This window comes from Paenibacillus xylanexedens (assembly GCF_007680605.1).
Classification (GTDB): domain Bacteria; phylum Bacillota; class Bacilli; order Paenibacillales; family Paenibacillaceae; genus Paenibacillus; species Paenibacillus xylanexedens_B.
The window spans coordinates 372,210-387,933 of sequence record NZ_VEIO01000001.1 but is presented as its reverse complement, the minus strand read 5'-3'; the positions used below and the strand labels follow the sequence as shown (position 1 = coordinate 387,933).

Annotated in this window: 18 protein-coding genes; 5 read left to right on the top strand and 13 right to left on the bottom strand. The window is 45.5% G+C overall.

What is annotated here, in order from left to right:
* Positions 1 to 68: 68 nt before the first annotated feature.
* The 9 genes from FS818_RS01960 to FS818_RS01920 form a co-directional block, all read right to left on the bottom strand.
* Positions 69 to 422 carry a darcynin family protein gene (locus tag FS818_RS01960; protein WP_145329107.1) on the bottom strand — a complete coding sequence of 118 codons (354 nt, stop codon included), beginning with the start codon at positions 420 to 422 and terminating at the stop codon, positions 69 to 71.
* 125 nt (positions 423 to 547) lie between these two features.
* Complete coding sequence (locus FS818_RS01955) at positions 548 to 1,117, bottom strand: Crp/Fnr family transcriptional regulator (protein WP_145329105.1); 570 nt, start codon at positions 1,115 to 1,117, stop codon at positions 548 to 550.
* 147 nt (positions 1,118 to 1,264) lie between these two features.
* Positions 1,265 to 2,662, bottom strand: coding sequence for a Fe-S cluster assembly protein SufB (gene sufB, locus FS818_RS01950; RefSeq protein WP_090920114.1), 1,398 nt, complete (start codon positions 2,660 to 2,662; stop codon positions 1,265 to 1,267).
* A 20-nt stretch (positions 2,663 to 2,682) separates the two neighbouring features.
* Positions 2,683 to 3,114 carry a Fe-S cluster assembly sulfur transfer protein SufU gene (gene sufU / locus FS818_RS01945; RefSeq protein WP_090920111.1) on the bottom strand — a complete coding sequence of 144 codons (432 nt, stop codon included), beginning with the start codon at positions 3,112 to 3,114 and terminating at the stop codon, positions 2,683 to 2,685.
* Positions 3,104 to 4,324: a cysteine desulfurase gene (locus FS818_RS01940; protein ID WP_145329103.1), complete on the bottom strand. Its 1,221-nt coding sequence runs from the start codon at positions 4,322 to 4,324 to the stop codon at positions 3,104 to 3,106. Before FS818_RS01940 ends, sufU begins: the two co-directional genes overlap by 11 nt.
* Positions 4,321 to 5,625, bottom strand: a complete 1,305-nt coding sequence (gene sufD, locus FS818_RS01935) for a Fe-S cluster assembly protein SufD (RefSeq protein WP_145329100.1) — start codon at positions 5,623 to 5,625, stop codon at positions 4,321 to 4,323. The genes FS818_RS01940 and sufD overlap by 4 nt, the downstream gene beginning before the upstream one ends.
* Positions 5,626 to 5,649: 24 nt before the next feature.
* A complete protein-coding gene (gene sufC / locus FS818_RS01930; protein ID WP_145329098.1) occupies positions 5,650 to 6,432 on the bottom strand; it encodes a Fe-S cluster assembly ATPase SufC in 783 nt (260 codons plus the stop codon).
* Positions 6,433 to 6,873: 441 nt separating this feature from the next.
* The gene (locus tag FS818_RS01925; protein WP_145329096.1) at positions 6,874 to 7,452 is read right to left on the bottom strand and encodes a DUF1802 family protein; all 579 of its coding nucleotides are present in this window, start codon (positions 7,450 to 7,452) and stop codon (positions 6,874 to 6,876) included.
* 153 nt (positions 7,453 to 7,605) lie between these two features.
* A complete protein-coding gene (locus FS818_RS01920; RefSeq protein ID WP_090920097.1) occupies positions 7,606 to 8,067 on the bottom strand; it encodes a Dps family protein in 462 nt (153 codons plus the stop codon).
* 296 nt (positions 8,068 to 8,363) lie between these two features.
* Here FS818_RS01920 and mtnK point away from each other — a divergent pair, with 296 nt between their 5' ends.
* The gene (mtnK, locus tag FS818_RS01915) at positions 8,364 to 9,581 is read left to right on the top strand and encodes an S-methyl-5-thioribose kinase (RefSeq protein WP_145329094.1); all 1,218 of its coding nucleotides are present in this window, start codon (positions 8,364 to 8,366) and stop codon (positions 9,579 to 9,581) included.
* Positions 9,582 to 9,604: 23 nt separating this feature from the next.
* Positions 9,605 to 10,669 (top strand): S-methyl-5-thioribose-1-phosphate isomerase, encoded by a 1,065-nt coding sequence (mtnA, locus tag FS818_RS01910; protein ID WP_145329092.1) that lies wholly within the window; start codon positions 9,605 to 9,607, stop codon positions 10,667 to 10,669.
* Positions 10,670 to 10,806: 137 nt separating this feature from the next.
* On the opposite strand, the gene FS818_RS01905 is transcribed toward mtnA, so the two are convergent.
* A complete protein-coding gene (locus FS818_RS01905; RefSeq protein WP_090920088.1) occupies positions 10,807 to 11,109 on the bottom strand; it encodes a YunC family protein in 303 nt (100 codons plus the stop codon).
* A gap of 273 nt (positions 11,110 to 11,382) precedes the next feature.
* Here FS818_RS01905 and FS818_RS01900 point away from each other — a divergent pair, with 273 nt between their 5' ends.
* The gene (locus tag FS818_RS01900) at positions 11,383 to 11,982 is read left to right on the top strand and encodes a hypothetical protein (RefSeq protein WP_145329090.1); all 600 of its coding nucleotides are present in this window, start codon (positions 11,383 to 11,385) and stop codon (positions 11,980 to 11,982) included.
* 152 nt (positions 11,983 to 12,134) lie between these two features.
* Here the strand turns inward: FS818_RS01900 and FS818_RS01895 are convergent, their stop codons facing one another.
* Complete coding sequence (locus FS818_RS01895) at positions 12,135 to 12,521, bottom strand: DUF423 domain-containing protein (RefSeq protein ID WP_145329088.1); 387 nt, start codon at positions 12,519 to 12,521, stop codon at positions 12,135 to 12,137.
* A gap of 184 nt (positions 12,522 to 12,705) precedes the next feature.
* On the opposite strand from FS818_RS01895, the gene FS818_RS01890 reads away from it, so the two are divergent.
* Entirely contained in the window at positions 12,706 to 13,182 is a 477-nt protein-coding gene (locus tag FS818_RS01890) for a hypothetical protein (RefSeq protein ID WP_145329086.1), read from the top strand.
* Between the two features lie 111 nt (positions 13,183 to 13,293).
* Positions 13,294 to 14,142: a DegV family protein gene (locus FS818_RS01885; protein WP_145329084.1), complete on the top strand. Its 849-nt coding sequence runs from the start codon at positions 13,294 to 13,296 to the stop codon at positions 14,140 to 14,142.
* Positions 14,143 to 14,300: 158 nt separating this feature from the next.
* Here FS818_RS01885 and pdaA read toward each other — a convergent pair whose 3' ends face one another.
* Both pdaA and FS818_RS01875 read right to left on the bottom strand, forming a co-directional pair.
* On the bottom strand, positions 14,301 to 15,080 hold the full coding sequence (gene pdaA, locus FS818_RS01880) for a delta-lactam-biosynthetic de-N-acetylase (protein ID WP_145329082.1): 780 nt from the start codon (positions 15,078 to 15,080) through the stop codon (positions 14,301 to 14,303).
* Positions 15,081 to 15,179: 99 nt separating this feature from the next.
* On the bottom strand, positions 15,180 to 15,587 hold the full coding sequence (locus tag FS818_RS01875) for a hypothetical protein (RefSeq protein WP_145329079.1): 408 nt from the start codon (positions 15,585 to 15,587) through the stop codon (positions 15,180 to 15,182).
* Positions 15,588 to 15,724 lie beyond the last annotated feature (137 nt).

Sequence of the window (15,724 nt, the reverse complement as noted above, 5' to 3'; positions counted from 1 at the left end):
GCCGCCCCGATTGTATATATCTTCGGGGCAGCGCTTGTGAGGTCAGTATATTATTATTTTGATGCGAATCAGTTTCCCCCTTTCTCAGGCAGGCCTAAAGCTTCCCGTTCATATGCTTGAAATGCATTCTCTAATCCCATGATGACATCTTTGATTTTCATATATCCCTTTGTATACGGTTCTGAATCCCGAATTTCCTCCCATAAATAATGATAGGCTTTGAGATCCTCTGTCTCGCATACAACAAAATCGGTGTAGTCCTTACCTGGCAATGCCTCTGCATCGAAAAATCTAACGCTTACCAGACCGCTGTACTTTTCGATTGTAGTCTGTAAAGCAGCAGCATGCATTCTACGCTGTTCCCGTGGCAAAGCTAGCCAGGAAGGATAAAATTCAAGTAATACAATCATCATATGTCTCATGACTCATCTCTCCTTGTGCATCTGATCCGGGAGTGGATTTACACCCCTTTTAACTAGTCATAGTGTAACGCACACTGTAGCCGTCAAGCATTAACATAGGTTAATGACATGAGGGGCACGTCCGTTTACCCGAGTAAGCGGCTAAGGGAAACAGGAGAGATGCCGATATACGCGGCAATATGATATTGAGGAATTCTGTTTTCGAGTCCAGGATATTTGTGCAGGAATGCTTCATAACGCTCCAGTGCTGATAAAGATAACAGTTCTCGCTCTCGTTCCTCCTTGCGTATATACAGTCGCTCAACCGCCTTACGCACAAAGCGCTCCCAATGATGACTGGCTTCCATGAAGTGCAGTAGCGCATCGTAAGGAATTACAATGACAGTAGCAGCCTCCAGCGCTTCAATGGTATACGGTGATTCAGCACCTGAAACCATTGCCGCATAGGATGTGGCATAATCCTGCTCCACCGTAAAGGCTACATTAAAATCTTTGCCATCAGGCATCGTGTAATATAATCGAAAACATCCTTGAATGCAAAAATATGCGTGCTGCACTCTCTCTCCTGCACGAATCAAGGTCGTTCCCCTGGGAATTTCTTTCACTGAGGTTCCCTGCACAAACCATTCCCATTCTTCTGCTGAGATTCCGGCCTCCAAGGTAGCCGTGTGAAGGGCTTCGTAATGATACTGCATACACACCTCCTACATTAGACTCAATATAAACGTCATCTCATCTTACATTCACATTTGATATATACTTTATTGTACTAAAAAGGCAAATAAAGAAGAAGACGAACCAGAATGGTTCGTCTTCTCTTGTGAATATTTTAAATTTATTACTTAACCGATGGAGCCTTCCATTTCGAACTTGATGAGACGATTCATCTCAACAGCATATTCCATTGGCAGTTCTTTCGTAAATGGCTCAATGAAGCCCATGATGATCATCTGCGTTGCTTCCGCTTCGGTCAGACCACGGCTCATCAGGTAGAAGAGTTGATCCTCCGACACTTTGGATACCGTTGCTTCATGCTCCAGCATGATGTTATCATTCATGATTTCGTTGTAAGGAATTGTATCCGATGTGGACTCATTATCGAGAATGAGGGTATCACATTTGATGTTGGATTTCGCGCCTTCAGCTTGGCGTCCAAAGGAAGCCAGACCACGGTACGTTACTTTCCCGCCGTGTTTACTGATCGACTTGGATACGATTGTCGAAGTTGTATCCGGAGCGAGGTGAATCATTTTCGCGCCTGCATCCTGGTGCTGGTTTTTACCTGCAACAGCGATGGACAGAACGGAACCTTTAGCTCCACGGCCTTTCAGTACAACTGCAGGATATTTCATCGTCAGTTTGGAACCGATGTTACCATCGACCCATTCCATCGTTGCGTTCTCTTCAGCAACCGCACGTTTGGTAACAAGGTTGTAGATGTTTGGTGCCCAGTTTTGGATCGTTGTGTAACGAACGCGGGCATTTTTCTTACAGATGATCTCAACTACCGCACTGTGCAAGGAGTTTGTGCTGTAAATTGGAGCAGTACAACCCTCTACATAGTGAACGAAGCTGTCTTCGTCTGCAATAATCAATGTGCGCTCGAATTGGCCCATATTTTCGGAGTTAATCCGGAAATATGCTTGAAGAGGCACTTCACATTTTACGCCTTTTGGTACGTAGATGAAGCTTCCTCCGGACCATACCGCACTGTTCAGCGCAGCAAATTTGTTATCTGCTGGCGGAATAACGGTAGCAAAATATTCACGCAGGATTTCCGGGTGCTCTCTCAGAGCCGTATCCGTATCCATGAAGATTACGCCTTGGTCTTCAAGTTCCTTCTGCATGTTGTGATATACAACCTCGGACTCATACTGAGCCGATACCCCAGCAAGGAACTTTTGCTCCGCTTCTGGAATACCCAGTTTATCAAATGTTTCTTTAATTTCGGAAGGAACTTCTTCCCATGTTTTTCCTTGTTTTTCCGAAGGACGAACATAGTATTGAATATCATTGAAATCCAGTCCATCCAGATCGCCGCCCCATTTAGGCATAGCCATCTTCTCGAACTGTTTCAAGGATTTCAAACGGAATTCCAGCATCCACTCCGGTTCGTTCTTGATTTTAGAAATTTCCGTTACAACTTCCGCTGTCAGACCTTTGCCGGTTTGAAAGATGGATTTATGCTCATCGCGAAAACCATATTTATACTCTTCCATTTCTGGTGCTTTTTTAGCCATCTTGCTCGACCTCCCTATCGTTATTGTACATTGTCCTCTTCGTCAATTCCTTTGCGTAATGCATTCCAGGCCAGAGTGGCACATTTGATGCGTGCAGGGAACTTGTTCACACCGGATAGGGCTTCGAGATCTTCATAATCGTCGAAATCGACTTCTTCCCCTTGCATCAATGAGGAGAAACGGTTAGCCAGATCGAGCGCCTGTTCAATCGTCTTGCCTTTGACAGCCTCGGTCATCATCGATGCCGAAGACATGCTGATCGAACAGCCTTCTCCCGTATACTTGGCCTCCTGAACGATTCCGTCATTCAGCATCAGCTGCAGTGAAATCCGGTCGCCGCACGTTGGATTGTTCAAATTCACCGTGACGACGTCATTGTCAAACGTTCCGCGGTTACGCGGGTTTTTGTAATGGTCCATTATAACACGTCGGTACAGATCATCAAGTTGCATCGCCAAAATACTCCTTTGTCTGGATTAAGGCGCTGACAAGCCGATCTACATCTTGTTCGTTATTGTATAGATAAAAGCTCGCACGAGCCGTTGAGCTTACTTCAAGCCAGCGCATCAGCGGCTGACAGCAATGGTGGCCTGCACGAATCGCTATACCGCTCGCATCCAGCACAGTTGCCACATCATGGGGATGGACATCTCCCAAGTTAAAGGTCACTACACCAACATGGCGTTTAGCCGGACCATAGATCGTTAGACCATCAATCTCAGCGAGACGTTCTGTGGCATAAGCAGCGAGTACACCTTCATGGTGAGCAATCTCGTCCATACCAATCTGTTCAAGAAAATCAATGGCAGCCCCCAAACCTACTGCTCCCGCAATAATCGGGGTTCCACCTTCAAATTTCCACGGCAGTTCTTTCCAGTTGGAGTCGTACAGTCCTACGTCATTAATCATCTCACCGCCAAATTCAATCGGTTCCATGGACTCCAGCAGCGCCTTTTTGCCGTAGAGTGCACCGATACCGGTTGGCCCGCACATTTTGTGACCGGACAGTGCGTAGAAATCACAGTCCAGATCTTGCACGTCTACCTTCATATGAGGCGTGCTCTGTGCACCATCCACAACGATAACGGCACCGTTGCGATGGGCTATCTCAGCGATTTGTTTCACGGGATGCACAATCCCCATTACATTGGATACATAGGCAATCGCGACAACTTTAGTTTTGTTGGTGATTGTTTGCTCCACATCAGACAACTCAATATGGCCGTCTTGCTGAAGCGGAATGTACTTCAATGTAGCACCTGTCTCCTTGGCCACTTGCTGCCAAGGGATCAGATTACTATGATGCTCCATCTGTGTAAGGACAATTTCATCGCCTTCTTTACAATTGGCGCGTGCATAAGACGAAGCCACCAGGTTCAGGGCTGTCGTTGTGCCGCGTGTAAAGATGATCTCCTGCGTGCGACGAGCATTGATAAACTTGGCAACCTTCTCACGAGCGCCTTCATAAGCGTCCGTTGCCCGGCTTCCGAGTGTATGCACACCTCGATGCACGTTGGAGTTTTCATATTCATAATAATGTTTAACCGCGTCAATCACAGCACGAGGCTTTTGCGAAGTCGCAGCACTGTCTAGATATACGAGCGGGTGTCCATTGATTTCCTGGTGGAGGATCGGGAACTGCTCGCGAATGGATGGGTTCATTGTCCCAGCTTCTTCTCAATCAGGGACTGCAATTGGGTACGCAGTGCTTCCAAAGGAATATCCGCCACCACCGGTGCAAGGAAGCCATAAATGATCAGGCGCTCCGCATCCGTACGGTTAATCCCGCGAGACATCAAGTAATGAATTTGCTCTGCATTCACTTGACCTACAGAAGCCGCGTGACCTGCTGTTACATCATCCTCGTCAATCAGAAGGATCGGGTTGGCGTCTCCACGTGCTTTAGGACTAAGCATCAATACTTTCTCGGTTTGCTGTCCATCCGCTCTTGTAGCGCCTTTCTCAATTTTCGTAATACCGTTAATGATTGCCGAAGCCTCTTCACGCATAACCGCACGTGTGATCATTTGGCTTGGCGTATTTTTACCGAAGTGACGTGCTTCAGTTGTGTAATTAATCTTCTGTGAACCGGAACCAACCGCAATCACTTTGGAATCCGAAGTGGACCCATTGCCTTTCAAAACACTCATCGTGTTGCTAGCCGTATCACCATTGTTCATTTCACCAACGATCCATTCAATGGAGCTGTCATTTTCCAGAACAGCACGGCGGAAGGATACATCCGTTACATTAACATTCAGTTGGTGAACCGTTGCGAAGCGTACTTTTGCACCCGCTTTTACGAATACTTCGACAACTCCGTTATGGAATACCGGTGCAGAGAGCTCACCAGACACATAGTTGTCTACGTAAGTAACCGAGCTGTTTGCTTCGGCAACAACGAGTACGTGAGGTGCAAATGTTGCGGAAGCATCATCTGTAAGCAATACAGCTTGCAGTGGAACTTCGATGTTCACGTTTTTCGGAACGTACAGGAACACCCCGCCATTCCACAACGCTGCATGCAATGCGGCAATGGAATGTTCATCGGCTTTGACCGCTGTGTTTAGGTAAGGCTTGACCAGATCAGCATGCTCACGAACAGCAGTAGCCAGATCCGTGAAGATGACACCTTGTGCTGCCAGATCAGCAGACAATTTGGAATATACTGCACCAGAGTTGCGCTGGATCACCAGGCTACCCTCTGCTTGATCCTGAACCAGCTCTTTGATGGAAGCAGGCACTTCTTCCAAGGAAGAAATTGTTGCTTCTGCTTTATATGTGCCGTACTCGCTGATACTCCAGCGTTCGATTTTTTGTTTTTCCAGTTTGGGAAGCGCCAGCTCACTCGCAAGCTTCAAAGCCTCGAGCCGCTGCTCAGTCAACCAGCCGGGTTCATTGTTACTTTCCGACAAGGCGCGAAGCGCTTCAGATTCAACCGGAAGAATTGTTTGTGTAGTCATTTATTATCCTCCTCCGTTTTGTCTTTACGCTTCTTGACCTACAGTTTCGTCTGTAATTCCCAGTTCCGCTTTAACCCAGTCATAACCTTCAGCCTCGAGACGTTGAGCCAGCTCAGGTCCGCCAGATTTCACGATGCGACCTTGCATCATTACGTGTACATAGTCCGGAGTGATGTAGTTAAGCAGGCGTTGATAGTGCGTGATGATCAAGAAGCCGCGATCTTCGCTCTTCATTGCGTTTACACCTTCTGCAACGATTTTCAAAGCATCGATATCCAGACCGGAGTCGATCTCGTCAAGTACGACGATTTTAGGGTCCAGCAGCATCATTTGCAGAATTTCATTCCGTTTTTTCTCACCACCGGAGAAACCTTCATTCAGGTAACGATGTGCAAACTCAGGGTTCATATCGAGTTCTTTCATTTTACCTTCCATTTGACGGATGAACTTGATCAGGGAAATTTCGTTACCTTCACCGCGACGAGCGTTGATTGCACTTCTCAAGAAGTCGGAGTTTGTTACACCCGCGATTTCGCTCGGGTATTGCATAGCCAGGAAGAGGCCGGCACGTGCGCGCTCATCTACAGCCATATCCAGTAAATCTTCGCCATCGAGAGTTACTGTACCGTCTGTTACTTCATATTTAGGATGTCCCATCAGAGCAGAAGCCAACGTGGATTTACCTGTTCCGTTCGGTCCCATGATCGCGTGGATTTCTCCACCTTTCATTTCCAGGTTGATGCCTTTCAGGATTTCTTTACCTTCAATGGTCGCTTTCAGACCTTCAATGACGAAATTCGTAGTCATGTGTATTGTTTCCCTCCATTGATTAAATTGATGTTTACTGTCGAAAACGAAAAAGCACCTATTATATCTGAACAGGGCTTCCCCTGACTTTCTCTGTTTCATCATACATCTGTAAAGCAATTTCTCCTTGTTACTCTAATGCTCATTCATCATAAGCTATAGAGTAACAATCACTTTAGAATAATTCTAAACTGATTCTCAATGATTATCAAGTCATTTCCTATCAATTCTTGTCCTTCTCAGGAAACTTCATTCCTTATGATTCTATAATAAATGACTGTTTGAATCAAATTAGAAAACAACTTTTCATTTGTTACACAGTGATATAAATCACAAATTTCACAGTTTGTTCCGCTTGCACACCCGAAATGAAAAAGGACTTATCCATTTCTGGACAAGTCCTTTATACTTTTTTCACACAAGTTTTCGCAAATGAAAAGATTACATTCTGAGTGTCTCGTTAATCTTCTGTACCTGTTCTGCAAAATCCGCAACGTTCAGCACCGGCGTCATTTCGCGCGGCACCAAACCATTCGGAATGGAAATCCATGAACGGCAACCGTTATATTCAGGTAAAACGGGTATTTCCATCGGTTCCTGCAAACGGTACACACGTAAAATCAACACGTGGAGCGGATCTTTCTTTTTCCACTTCAAACGGGATTCGGCAAAATCCGCTGTCCACATATGATATTCCAGAAGTCGATCCAGCATCTCCTGATCTCGAATCTCCAAATCCTGCGTTACTTCAGCATACGATGTAATGCGGACGGTTGAAGCTTCAGGCACCCATTCGGCCAGCGACTCTTCAACATAGGATTGATCCGAGGACTTGATCAGTTCTTTACGCTGATGCTCATAAGTCGGATACAGGTAAAATGCTGGACTTTTCAACTCAAAATGTTTCGTTTCCTCCACAATCCCGCCTTTGCGCATCACCATAATCTGGCGACCGTTTTCAAGCGCTTGGATTGCGGAAGCCCATTCTTTTAATGCCGGTATTACTGCTGTGTCTAACATCGTGTTCGCCCTCCCCTGTCACTCTTGACAGCAGTATAGACGCTTAACACTTATCTGACAACTTTTAGCAAGCAACACTGGACTTTTTACGGATGAACTCATTAGCCGCGAATGGGTTACAGACAGACGGATCTGAGTCCGCCCTGAAATGCTTTATCCCAGGTATGCACGAAGCATCCACATATGTTTCTCCAGATCCGCTTTAAAGCCTGTCAGCATATCAGCAGTCGGTTGATCCTCAGCCGCATCGGCCAAATCAATACCTTCCTGGTACTCATTGGAAAGAGTTGCGAAGTCTTCAATCAGGTTTTGTACCATAGCGTTCGCATCTTCTTTGCCGGAAGCTTCCTGGATCGAAGCCATCTCAAGATACTCTTTCATCGTTGCTGCCGGGCTGCCTTTCAATGTAAGCAAACGCTCAGCAATTTCGTCCATTTGAACGGTGATTTCGTTATAGAACTCTTCAAATTTCACATGCAGTGTGAAAAAGTTCGGGCCTTTTACATACCAGTGATAGTTATGGATTTTGACATACAGCACGTTCAGGTTAGCTACCTGACGATTAAGTACTTGTTCAACGGATTTTGCTTGGTCTGTTTTGTTTTTTGTAGCCATATTCAATCCCATCCTTTAATTTAAAATGTAGTCTGCCCAAGTCATCTCAGGTCACCCTGGATGCAAGACAGAGAGTAAATGTCAGCACCCGCCAAGTTCGCGGAAGTGTTATGCGGCGCGGTTTTGTTCAACCGTCCGGCCTATTCACTTTTACCCGTGAGCCTGATCTTCGAATCACCGTAACCCGGACTTGTCTCAAAAAAAAGTTCAAAAAACGTGCTTTATCCGATATACTGTCATAAACCAAGCAAAGAAGTGGGTTTTCCTGTTTCTTCATATATATGGAGGTGGCACCTTTGACTCAATATCATCCCTTAACCCCACAAGAAGCGATCGAATTAGCCAAAACTTTACCGGGTCCATTTACGGCAGATGCGAATCTGGATTGTCGTGAGATCGGTGACGGCAACCTGAATCTCGTTTTCCATATCACGGATCAGAACTCCGATAAAAGTATCATTATCAAACAGGCGCTTCCTTATGCGAAAGTGGTTGGCGAATCCTGGCCTCTTTCCCTCGTACGTGCTCGCATTGAACGTGAAATTTTGCAGGAAGAATATCGTCTGTGCCCTGGAATGGTGCCCGAAGTGTATCATTATGACGATGATCTTGCATTAACGGTCATGGAGGACCTAAGTGACCATGTTATTATGCGCAAGGGTCTGATTGACGGAGCTTCCTACCCTCTTTTCGTCCGGCATATCGGGGAGTTTATGGCGAGAACCCTCTTCTTCACTTCAGACCTCGGCATGAACCAACAACAGAAGAAAGAACAGCAGGGACGATTCGTCAACCCTGACCAATGTAAAATAACAGAAGACCTGATCTTTGATGAACCGTATCGGATTGCACAAAATAACAACTATGAAGCAGCGATCGAAGACGAGGCCGAGGCGCTTCGTACAGACGAAGCACTTCATTTGGAGATCGCCCTGCTCAGGGAAAAGTTCCTGACCCATGGCCAAGCACTTCTTCACGGCGACTTGCATACAGGCAGTATTTTTGTAACATCGGAGTCGACCAAGGTCATTGATCCGGAGTTTGCTTTCTATGGGCCGATGGGTTTTGACGTAGGTGCCGTGCTGGCCAACCTGCTGCTTCATTATGTTTCGCTGTCCGGCCGTTTTCAGGATAACTCAACGCGAAATAAACGTGAAACAGAGTTGCTGGACATGGTACGTGATGTCTGGACTGAATTCGATACTCGTTTCCGCGCACTGTGGAGTACTGATCTCATTGATCCGATGGCTAAAACGCCGGGTTATCAAGACCTGTATGTACAGCAGCTATTTCGAGATACGATTGGTTTTGCCGGGGCTAAAATGGTACGTCGCATCGTAGGACTTGCCCACGTCGCTGACATCGACACCATTACGGATGCTACTGAACGTGAACATGCACAGCGCAAGGCACTGGCCATTGGTAAAACCTTGATTAAGAGCAATCGTCAAGTAAATACAATCGGTGAGGTGCTGGATCTGGTATCTTCTGCTCTCACAACGGTTAAAGTCTAACATTATTGAACGGAGGAACATCCATGACAACCCCTGAACATCAGCCTCTGTCTTCGCTAAACTGGAAAAAGGACAAGCTTGAAATGCTCGATCAGCGTCTGCTGCCCGAAACGATTCTGATGCTGAAACTGTACACTCCTGAGGAAGTATGGGAGTCCATCCATTCCATGAAAGTACGCGGTGCGCCTGCCATTGGTATTGCGGCGGCCTTCGGCGTAGTGCTCGGAGCCAAAGCTTATGATGGCATCGCTATTCAAGGCTGGCTGGATCATGTGAAATCCGTCTGTGCACATTTGGCAACATCACGTCCGACAGCGGTTAATCTTTTTTGGGCATTAGATCGCATGATGCAAAAGGCTAACCAAGTTGTAGAAGCTGGTCTAAGTCTGGATGGAAGCACAGATGCGCTTGAAGCAGAAGCTTTGTTGATTCAGAAGGAAGATGAAGAAGTATGCCGCATGATCGGTGAACATGCCCTGCCTTTATTTGAGGATGGTATGGGTGTACTTACACACTGTAACGCAGGAGGTCTGGCGACAGCGAAATACGGTACGGCAACTGCTCCGATGTATCTTGCTCAAGAGCGTGGCATTCATCTGAAGGTATTTGCTGACGAGACACGTCCCGTCCTGCAGGGCGCTCGTTTAACTGCTTTTGAGTTGCAGCAGGCCGGAATTGACGTAACGTTACTCTGTGACAACATGGCGGGTATGGTCATGTCTAAAGGGTGGGTACAAGCTGTCATTGTGGGTACGGATCGGGTCGCAGCAAACGGGGATGTCGCCAACAAAATTGGTACCTACAGCCTGGCTGTACTGGCCAAAGCGCATAATATTCCTTTTTATGTAGCAAGTCCACTATCAACCATTGACCTGTCCACAGCGTCCGGCGATCTGATTCCAATCGAAGAGCGTGCTGCTGAGGAAGTTACCGAAGGGTTTGGCAAGCGTACTGCACCGCAGGGCGTTAAGGTGTTTAATCCAGCCTTTGACGTTACCCCGAACGAATATGTTACCGCAATTATTACGGAAAAAGGTATTGTTCGTGCCCCTTTCCAAGAGAACCTCGCGGCTTTATTTGCGGAATAAAAAGATATATAAGACAACCCATATAGCAACCATTGTTGTGGGTCTGTAAAGAAAAGGGACAAGACGGATGCCTCCGACTTCGTCCCTTTTTTTCTGTTCTATTTCTATGGTGCCGTATGAAAAAACCGGCACGTGCTTCAGATCATTTTTAACAACGCTTCTACACCTGTCATACCTACTGTAATCCCCATAGCCTCTGCCTCAGTCGTCACCGATTCCATTGGTGCATGAAGCAGCTGCTCCAGTGTTCGCACGCCAACAGCCCGTGCGGCTACAATCTTGCGATCGCCCAGCTTCTCATTCAATAACCCCACATCCAGGGCGCCGCACATGATATACCCTTTGGATGTATTAATCGTTAACAGTGTCGTTTTGGGAAGTTTCACTTCTACCCCAACCAGAACGTGTTCTCCCACCACAATCGGCTCCATCGTCACCATAATCTCACGATCCACCTCCTCTTCAACAGATCACGATAATTGTATGCCCTTTGGCCAATCGCCGTGTGGACACCTGCCGTGATGAGCAAAAAGTGGGTAGTTTTAACGTGTGTTAACCTCTTAGTGACAACATAATAAAGAAAAAATGGGATCATTCTAAGTTAGAAAATTAACCGATTTCTAAGTCTTTGGTACTATGATTTCCATCATATTAGTGCTATAGTATATTAGAGTACATACGTGCTTACACATTATTTAACGGGGCTGGGATGAATGAAACAAACCTTATCCAATCAAGATGACGTCGGTTATTTATTTAATGTCGACATACTTATTAAGAGCCGTTCAAATGCATTGGCACTGCAGTCCCTGATCGAGTTCATAAACAAAGAAGAACAAATTGCGGACTTTCGGATTCACTCCGGAATTGAGCTTGGTCAAATCATTGAAGCTATGACTCGGGCTAAAACAAATTCTACTGACTCTAATCCAAATTTCCTGGAGTCACTACAACCATCTAATGAAGAGTTAGCCTCCAGCAAGTTAGACCAGATCGTTGGTTCGCTTTCGTCCAAATCACAACCACAACAATCCGTTGCCAAGGAATCAAATTCAAAAGTTGACAAGAAAAAGTCTACTGCAGACACTTCCCATGTCGCTGATTCGAATTCGTTCGATGCCTGGATTGAATCCTTGATTAAAGAAAATCGCCTCACCCGAATTGTCGTAAACAACAAACATGGCAAACATCAGAGCATTCCTTGTCGGATACTTAACTTTGATCGGGATAACAATGTGGTTAGCATTTACCATGTGGATGAAAAACAAGTCTACACATTCAGAACAAACGAAATCGATGAGTTCTTGCTGTAGCCTTACAGATTTAATCAAATACTTAACACGAGCTTAATTCAAATTAAATTCTTACCAACGTTTTAAACAAAAAAAGCAACCTGATCTGGAATGCGGTAAACATTCGGGCACAGGTTGCTTTTATTATACAATTTTTCTTGTAACAAGGACTGTTACAGACTGGTCTTTCCTCGTTGCCAGACATCCATTGCAAACAGTAGCCAACCGGCAATAAAAGCTACGCCACCGATTGGTGTAATCGCTCCTAAAATTTTGATACCCGATATGCTAAGTACGTACAGGCTTCCTGAAAAAATGATAATCCCCGTGAACAGCAAACGTGCTGCCCATTGCAGCTTCGTTGATGCTCCGAGCTGCCCTGCAGTTAATCCTACAATCATCAAAGCAAGCGCATGAATCATATGGTATTGTACCCCTGTTTCGTATGTAGCAATTGCACTTGCACCAATTTTGCCCTTAAGCATATGTGCACCGAATGCACCAATTGCCACCGACAGCATCGTTAATATGGCTCCAAGCGTCATCCATCTCCGTTGCATATCCATTCTCTCCCTTGATTCGTTTCGAACGCCATTACTCTATATATTGTAGCGAATTCAGGCTCTAAAGTAAAAGAAAGGCCTCATGAATACCTGATCCAGAATCGCTGGACACTATACAGGGTAATAAACCTTCAGTATCCTATATAAATCATGATATCTTTTAAGGAGGTAACGTGCACTAATGAATAATTACAATTCAACAAATGCAGGTAACCATAACAGCTCAACGTATCCTGACGATTCGAATCCCTATAACACAAGTGACAATGATTATACACTCTCACCAGAATCAGCAGAAATCGATGGAATATCTCTCAAACATTCAGGGCCGGGGATCGCGAGTTTTGTTGTTGGACTGGTTGGTTTTCTAGGGCATCTCATCACATTTGTGATGATGTCTCTTGCGCTGAATAACTCCATTGAACTCCTCGGATCGTCAATCAGCCGGGAAGAACTCGCTATTCATCCGGCAGTCGTTCTAGGTTCTCTAGCTTTCCTTGTCTGCCTGATTCTTAATCTCATCGGTCTCATTCTTGGGATTATTGGATTGGCGCTCAAAAATCGCAGGAAAGTCTTTGCCGTTATCGGCACGATTCTGAGTGGACTCCTTATTTTGTTTTTCACAGTGCTTGTACTTGGCGGTATATACTTTACGTAAAGCTTTCCTTGAGAGCCCCGGTTCTTTATAATTAAGCTAGGTGGCTTAACCTTTGCCCCGTTATACTTAACATATGCATGACCAAATTTTTGAATTCTAAAGGAGATTGACATGCCACGAATTAAAATTTTTGCGGACAGCACCAGTGATCTGGCCCCTGAGTGGATCCAGCAGTACGAAATCGGCATCATTCCTTTGTATGTGGTGTTTGGTGAAGAATCCCTGAAGGACGGACAAGAGATCAAACCAGAGCAATTGTACGAACGTGTAAGTCGCCATGGTTCTCTGCCCAAAACAGCAGCACCTTCACCCGCTGATTTCATGACCGCATTTCAACCATACATAGAACAAGGCGACGATATTTTTTACATCTCCTTATCTTCTGAGCTTTCTTCAACCTATCAGAACGCTCTGCTCGCCAGTTCTGAATTTCCAGAGGGACGGATCTCCGTAGTGGATTCCAAAAATCTCTCCTCAGGTATTGGCTTGATGGTGATGAAGGCTGTGTATGCAGCAGAACAAGGAAAAACGCTGGCCCAGATTACGCAGCAGATTGAAGCCATGAAACCAACGGTGCGTACAGAGTTTGTTATTGATACTCTGGAATACTTGTATAAAGGTGGACGCTGCTCCGGAATGCAAAATCTGATTGGCAGCTTACTTAAAATCCGTCCCGTTATTCGGGTAACCGATGGTAAGATGTCCCCTGCCTACAAAGTACGCGGTAAACGAGAAAAGGCGCTGGAACAGATGCTTCAAAACACGCTCAGCAATAAAGAACAGATTGATCGGGATTTAATCATTGTTGTTCATACCATGGCTGAGGAAGATGCGTTAAACCTGAAAAAAACGCTGCAGGAGCAAACCGGAGCGCGTGTAGAATTAACTACGGCGGGTTGTGTCATTTGCAGTCATTGCGGACCCAAAACGACCGGAATAATCTATAACACGATTCATTAGACGAATGGTAACAACAAATAAAGGGCATGCTCAGCAGGTTGCTAGGCATGTCCTTTATTGGGTTGCAGATGACAACTAAACAAGCTTATTTCTTTGATACCCAGGCCTCAACTAAAACTAACTTAATACATGCTCGTCTTACCTGCTTTATTTGATCGTTAATAGGTCCTGGTTTTCAGATCGTCCAGACTTTTGAATGCATAACCTTGCTTGCGTGCCTCATCAATGATTGCTCCAAGTGCCTCCGTATTGTCTTTCGAAACGGAGTGTAGCAAGATGACAGCCCCTGGATGAAGCTGTTTCAACACCTGTTGATGAGCATATTGTGCACCACGCTGTACATTCGTGTCCCAATCCTTATAGGCTACAGACCAGAACACATTGACATACCCCTGAGCATAACTCTCGGCAAGTGTACGATTGTTGAAAATACCGCGAGGTGGACGCAAAAATGTAGCCTGTTGCCCCGTAAGACGGTGCACTTCAGATTTCACTTTTTCGAGTTCCTCTTTAATTTGTGTATTGGAAATTCGAGTCATGTCCGGATGGCTCCAGGAATGGTTCCCGACAATGTGCCCTTCGGCAGCCATACGTTTGACAAGATCCGGCTGATCCTTCAAATAATGTCCTGTAACAAAGAAAGCTGCCGGCACCTTCTTCGCTCGTAACACATCCAGTATTGCAGGTGTGAACCCATTCTCATAGCCATTATCGAAAGTCAGATACAGTTCCTTTTGTTTGGTATCCCCCAAGAAAATGGCATGATTTTGCTCCAAAATAGACTTAAAACCTTCCTGATCAATGGAAGGCAGTTCGCCATTCTGACTTTTCTTAAAGCCAAAGTGGTATGCTCCGTTGATGGGAGATGCCTCTGCCTGTGATGCCAGCATGCTAATGGTAAACAAGCCGAGCAGCAGATATAGCATCGTTCGCTTCATGTTATCCGCTCCTGTCCCTGAAATTTCAGTTTGTTAATGGTCCACAAACACCTTCAGGTAATATGCCACAAGAGTGTCTATATTATGTAATCATTAGCGCTACATCCGTTTATTCTCGCGTGAGGACTGCGTTGGTTGATGGAAAAGCTCAAGCAAAGTCTGAGGTTTACCGCTGGTAGCCAGCCAATCTTTTACCGTCTGGATTGCACGAGTCTGACCGTCTCCCTGATCCCGCCAGGTCAGAAGCTCTATCACTTTGATGATGAGGGCTGACATGTTATGGTTGTCCTTTTCAGAGCGTTCTGCACGCAATTTATGATACAGAGCCTCCTGTTCCCAATCCAGCAAAATTTCATCTCCGATCGTCGGTTTCATGAGTGTATAAGCCCGATTGCAACCCTCGCAGCGAACCGTGTTCACCTGTTGTTGCATGAAATAAGTGTTCACTTCCTGCCCGCAATCAGGGCAGTTGAACCCTACCTGAATATTTTGAATGTTGTCACTCATGATCTTGTCCTCCTGCTCTCTCTGTGTATAACATCTATACCCCATATACAGATGGTTCACGCTTCTTTGGCAGAGAATTTTCATAGTCTATAATCTAGAAAATATGTTAAAATATTATACATAGGATCAGTTGAAAA

What these genes read in the sequence shown, in the direction of transcription:
- FS818_RS01960 (WP_145329107.1), bottom strand. Translation starts at nt 422, where the DNA reads ATGAGACATATGATGATTGTATTACTTGAATTTTATCCTTCCTGGCTA.
- FS818_RS01955 (WP_145329105.1), bottom strand. Translation starts at nt 1,117, where the DNA reads ATGCAGTATCATTACGAAGCCCTTCACACGGCTACCTTGGAGGCCGGA.
- sufB (WP_090920114.1), bottom strand. Translation starts at nt 2,662, where the DNA reads ATGGCTAAAAAAGCACCAGAAATGGAAGAGTATAAATATGGTTTTCGC.
- sufU (WP_090920111.1), bottom strand. Translation starts at nt 3,114, where the DNA reads ATGCAACTTGATGATCTGTACCGACGTGTTATAATGGACCATTACAAA.
- FS818_RS01940 (WP_145329103.1), bottom strand. Translation starts at nt 4,324, where the DNA reads ATGAACCCATCCATTCGCGAGCAGTTCCCGATCCTCCACCAGGAAATC.
- sufD (WP_145329100.1), bottom strand. Translation starts at nt 5,625, where the DNA reads ATGACTACACAAACAATTCTTCCGGTTGAATCTGAAGCGCTTCGCGCC.
- sufC (WP_145329098.1), bottom strand. Translation starts at nt 6,432, where the DNA reads ATGACTACGAATTTCGTCATTGAAGGTCTGAAAGCGACCATTGAAGGT.
- FS818_RS01925 (WP_145329096.1), bottom strand. Translation starts at nt 7,452, where the DNA reads ATGTTAGACACAGCAGTAATACCGGCATTAAAAGAATGGGCTTCCGCA.
- FS818_RS01920 (WP_090920097.1), bottom strand. Translation starts at nt 8,067, where the DNA reads ATGGCTACAAAAAACAAAACAGACCAAGCAAAATCCGTTGAACAAGTA.
- mtnA (WP_145329092.1), top strand. Translation starts at nt 9,605, where the DNA reads ATGACAACCCCTGAACATCAGCCTCTGTCTTCGCTAAACTGGAAAAAG.
- FS818_RS01905 (WP_090920088.1), bottom strand. Translation starts at nt 11,109, where the DNA reads ATGGTGACGATGGAGCCGATTGTGGTGGGAGAACACGTTCTGGTTGGG.
- FS818_RS01900 (WP_145329090.1), top strand. Translation starts at nt 11,383, where the DNA reads ATGAAACAAACCTTATCCAATCAAGATGACGTCGGTTATTTATTTAAT.
- FS818_RS01895 (WP_145329088.1), bottom strand. Translation starts at nt 12,521, where the DNA reads ATGCAACGGAGATGGATGACGCTTGGAGCCATATTAACGATGCTGTCG.
- FS818_RS01890 (WP_145329086.1), top strand. Translation starts at nt 12,706, where the DNA reads ATGAATAATTACAATTCAACAAATGCAGGTAACCATAACAGCTCAACG.
- FS818_RS01885 (WP_145329084.1), top strand. Translation starts at nt 13,294, where the DNA reads ATGCCACGAATTAAAATTTTTGCGGACAGCACCAGTGATCTGGCCCCT.
- pdaA (WP_145329082.1), bottom strand. Translation starts at nt 15,080, where the DNA reads ATGAAGCGAACGATGCTATATCTGCTGCTCGGCTTGTTTACCATTAGC.
- FS818_RS01875 (WP_145329079.1), bottom strand. Translation starts at nt 15,587, where the DNA reads ATGAGTGACAACATTCAAAATATTCAGGTAGGGTTCAACTGCCCTGAT.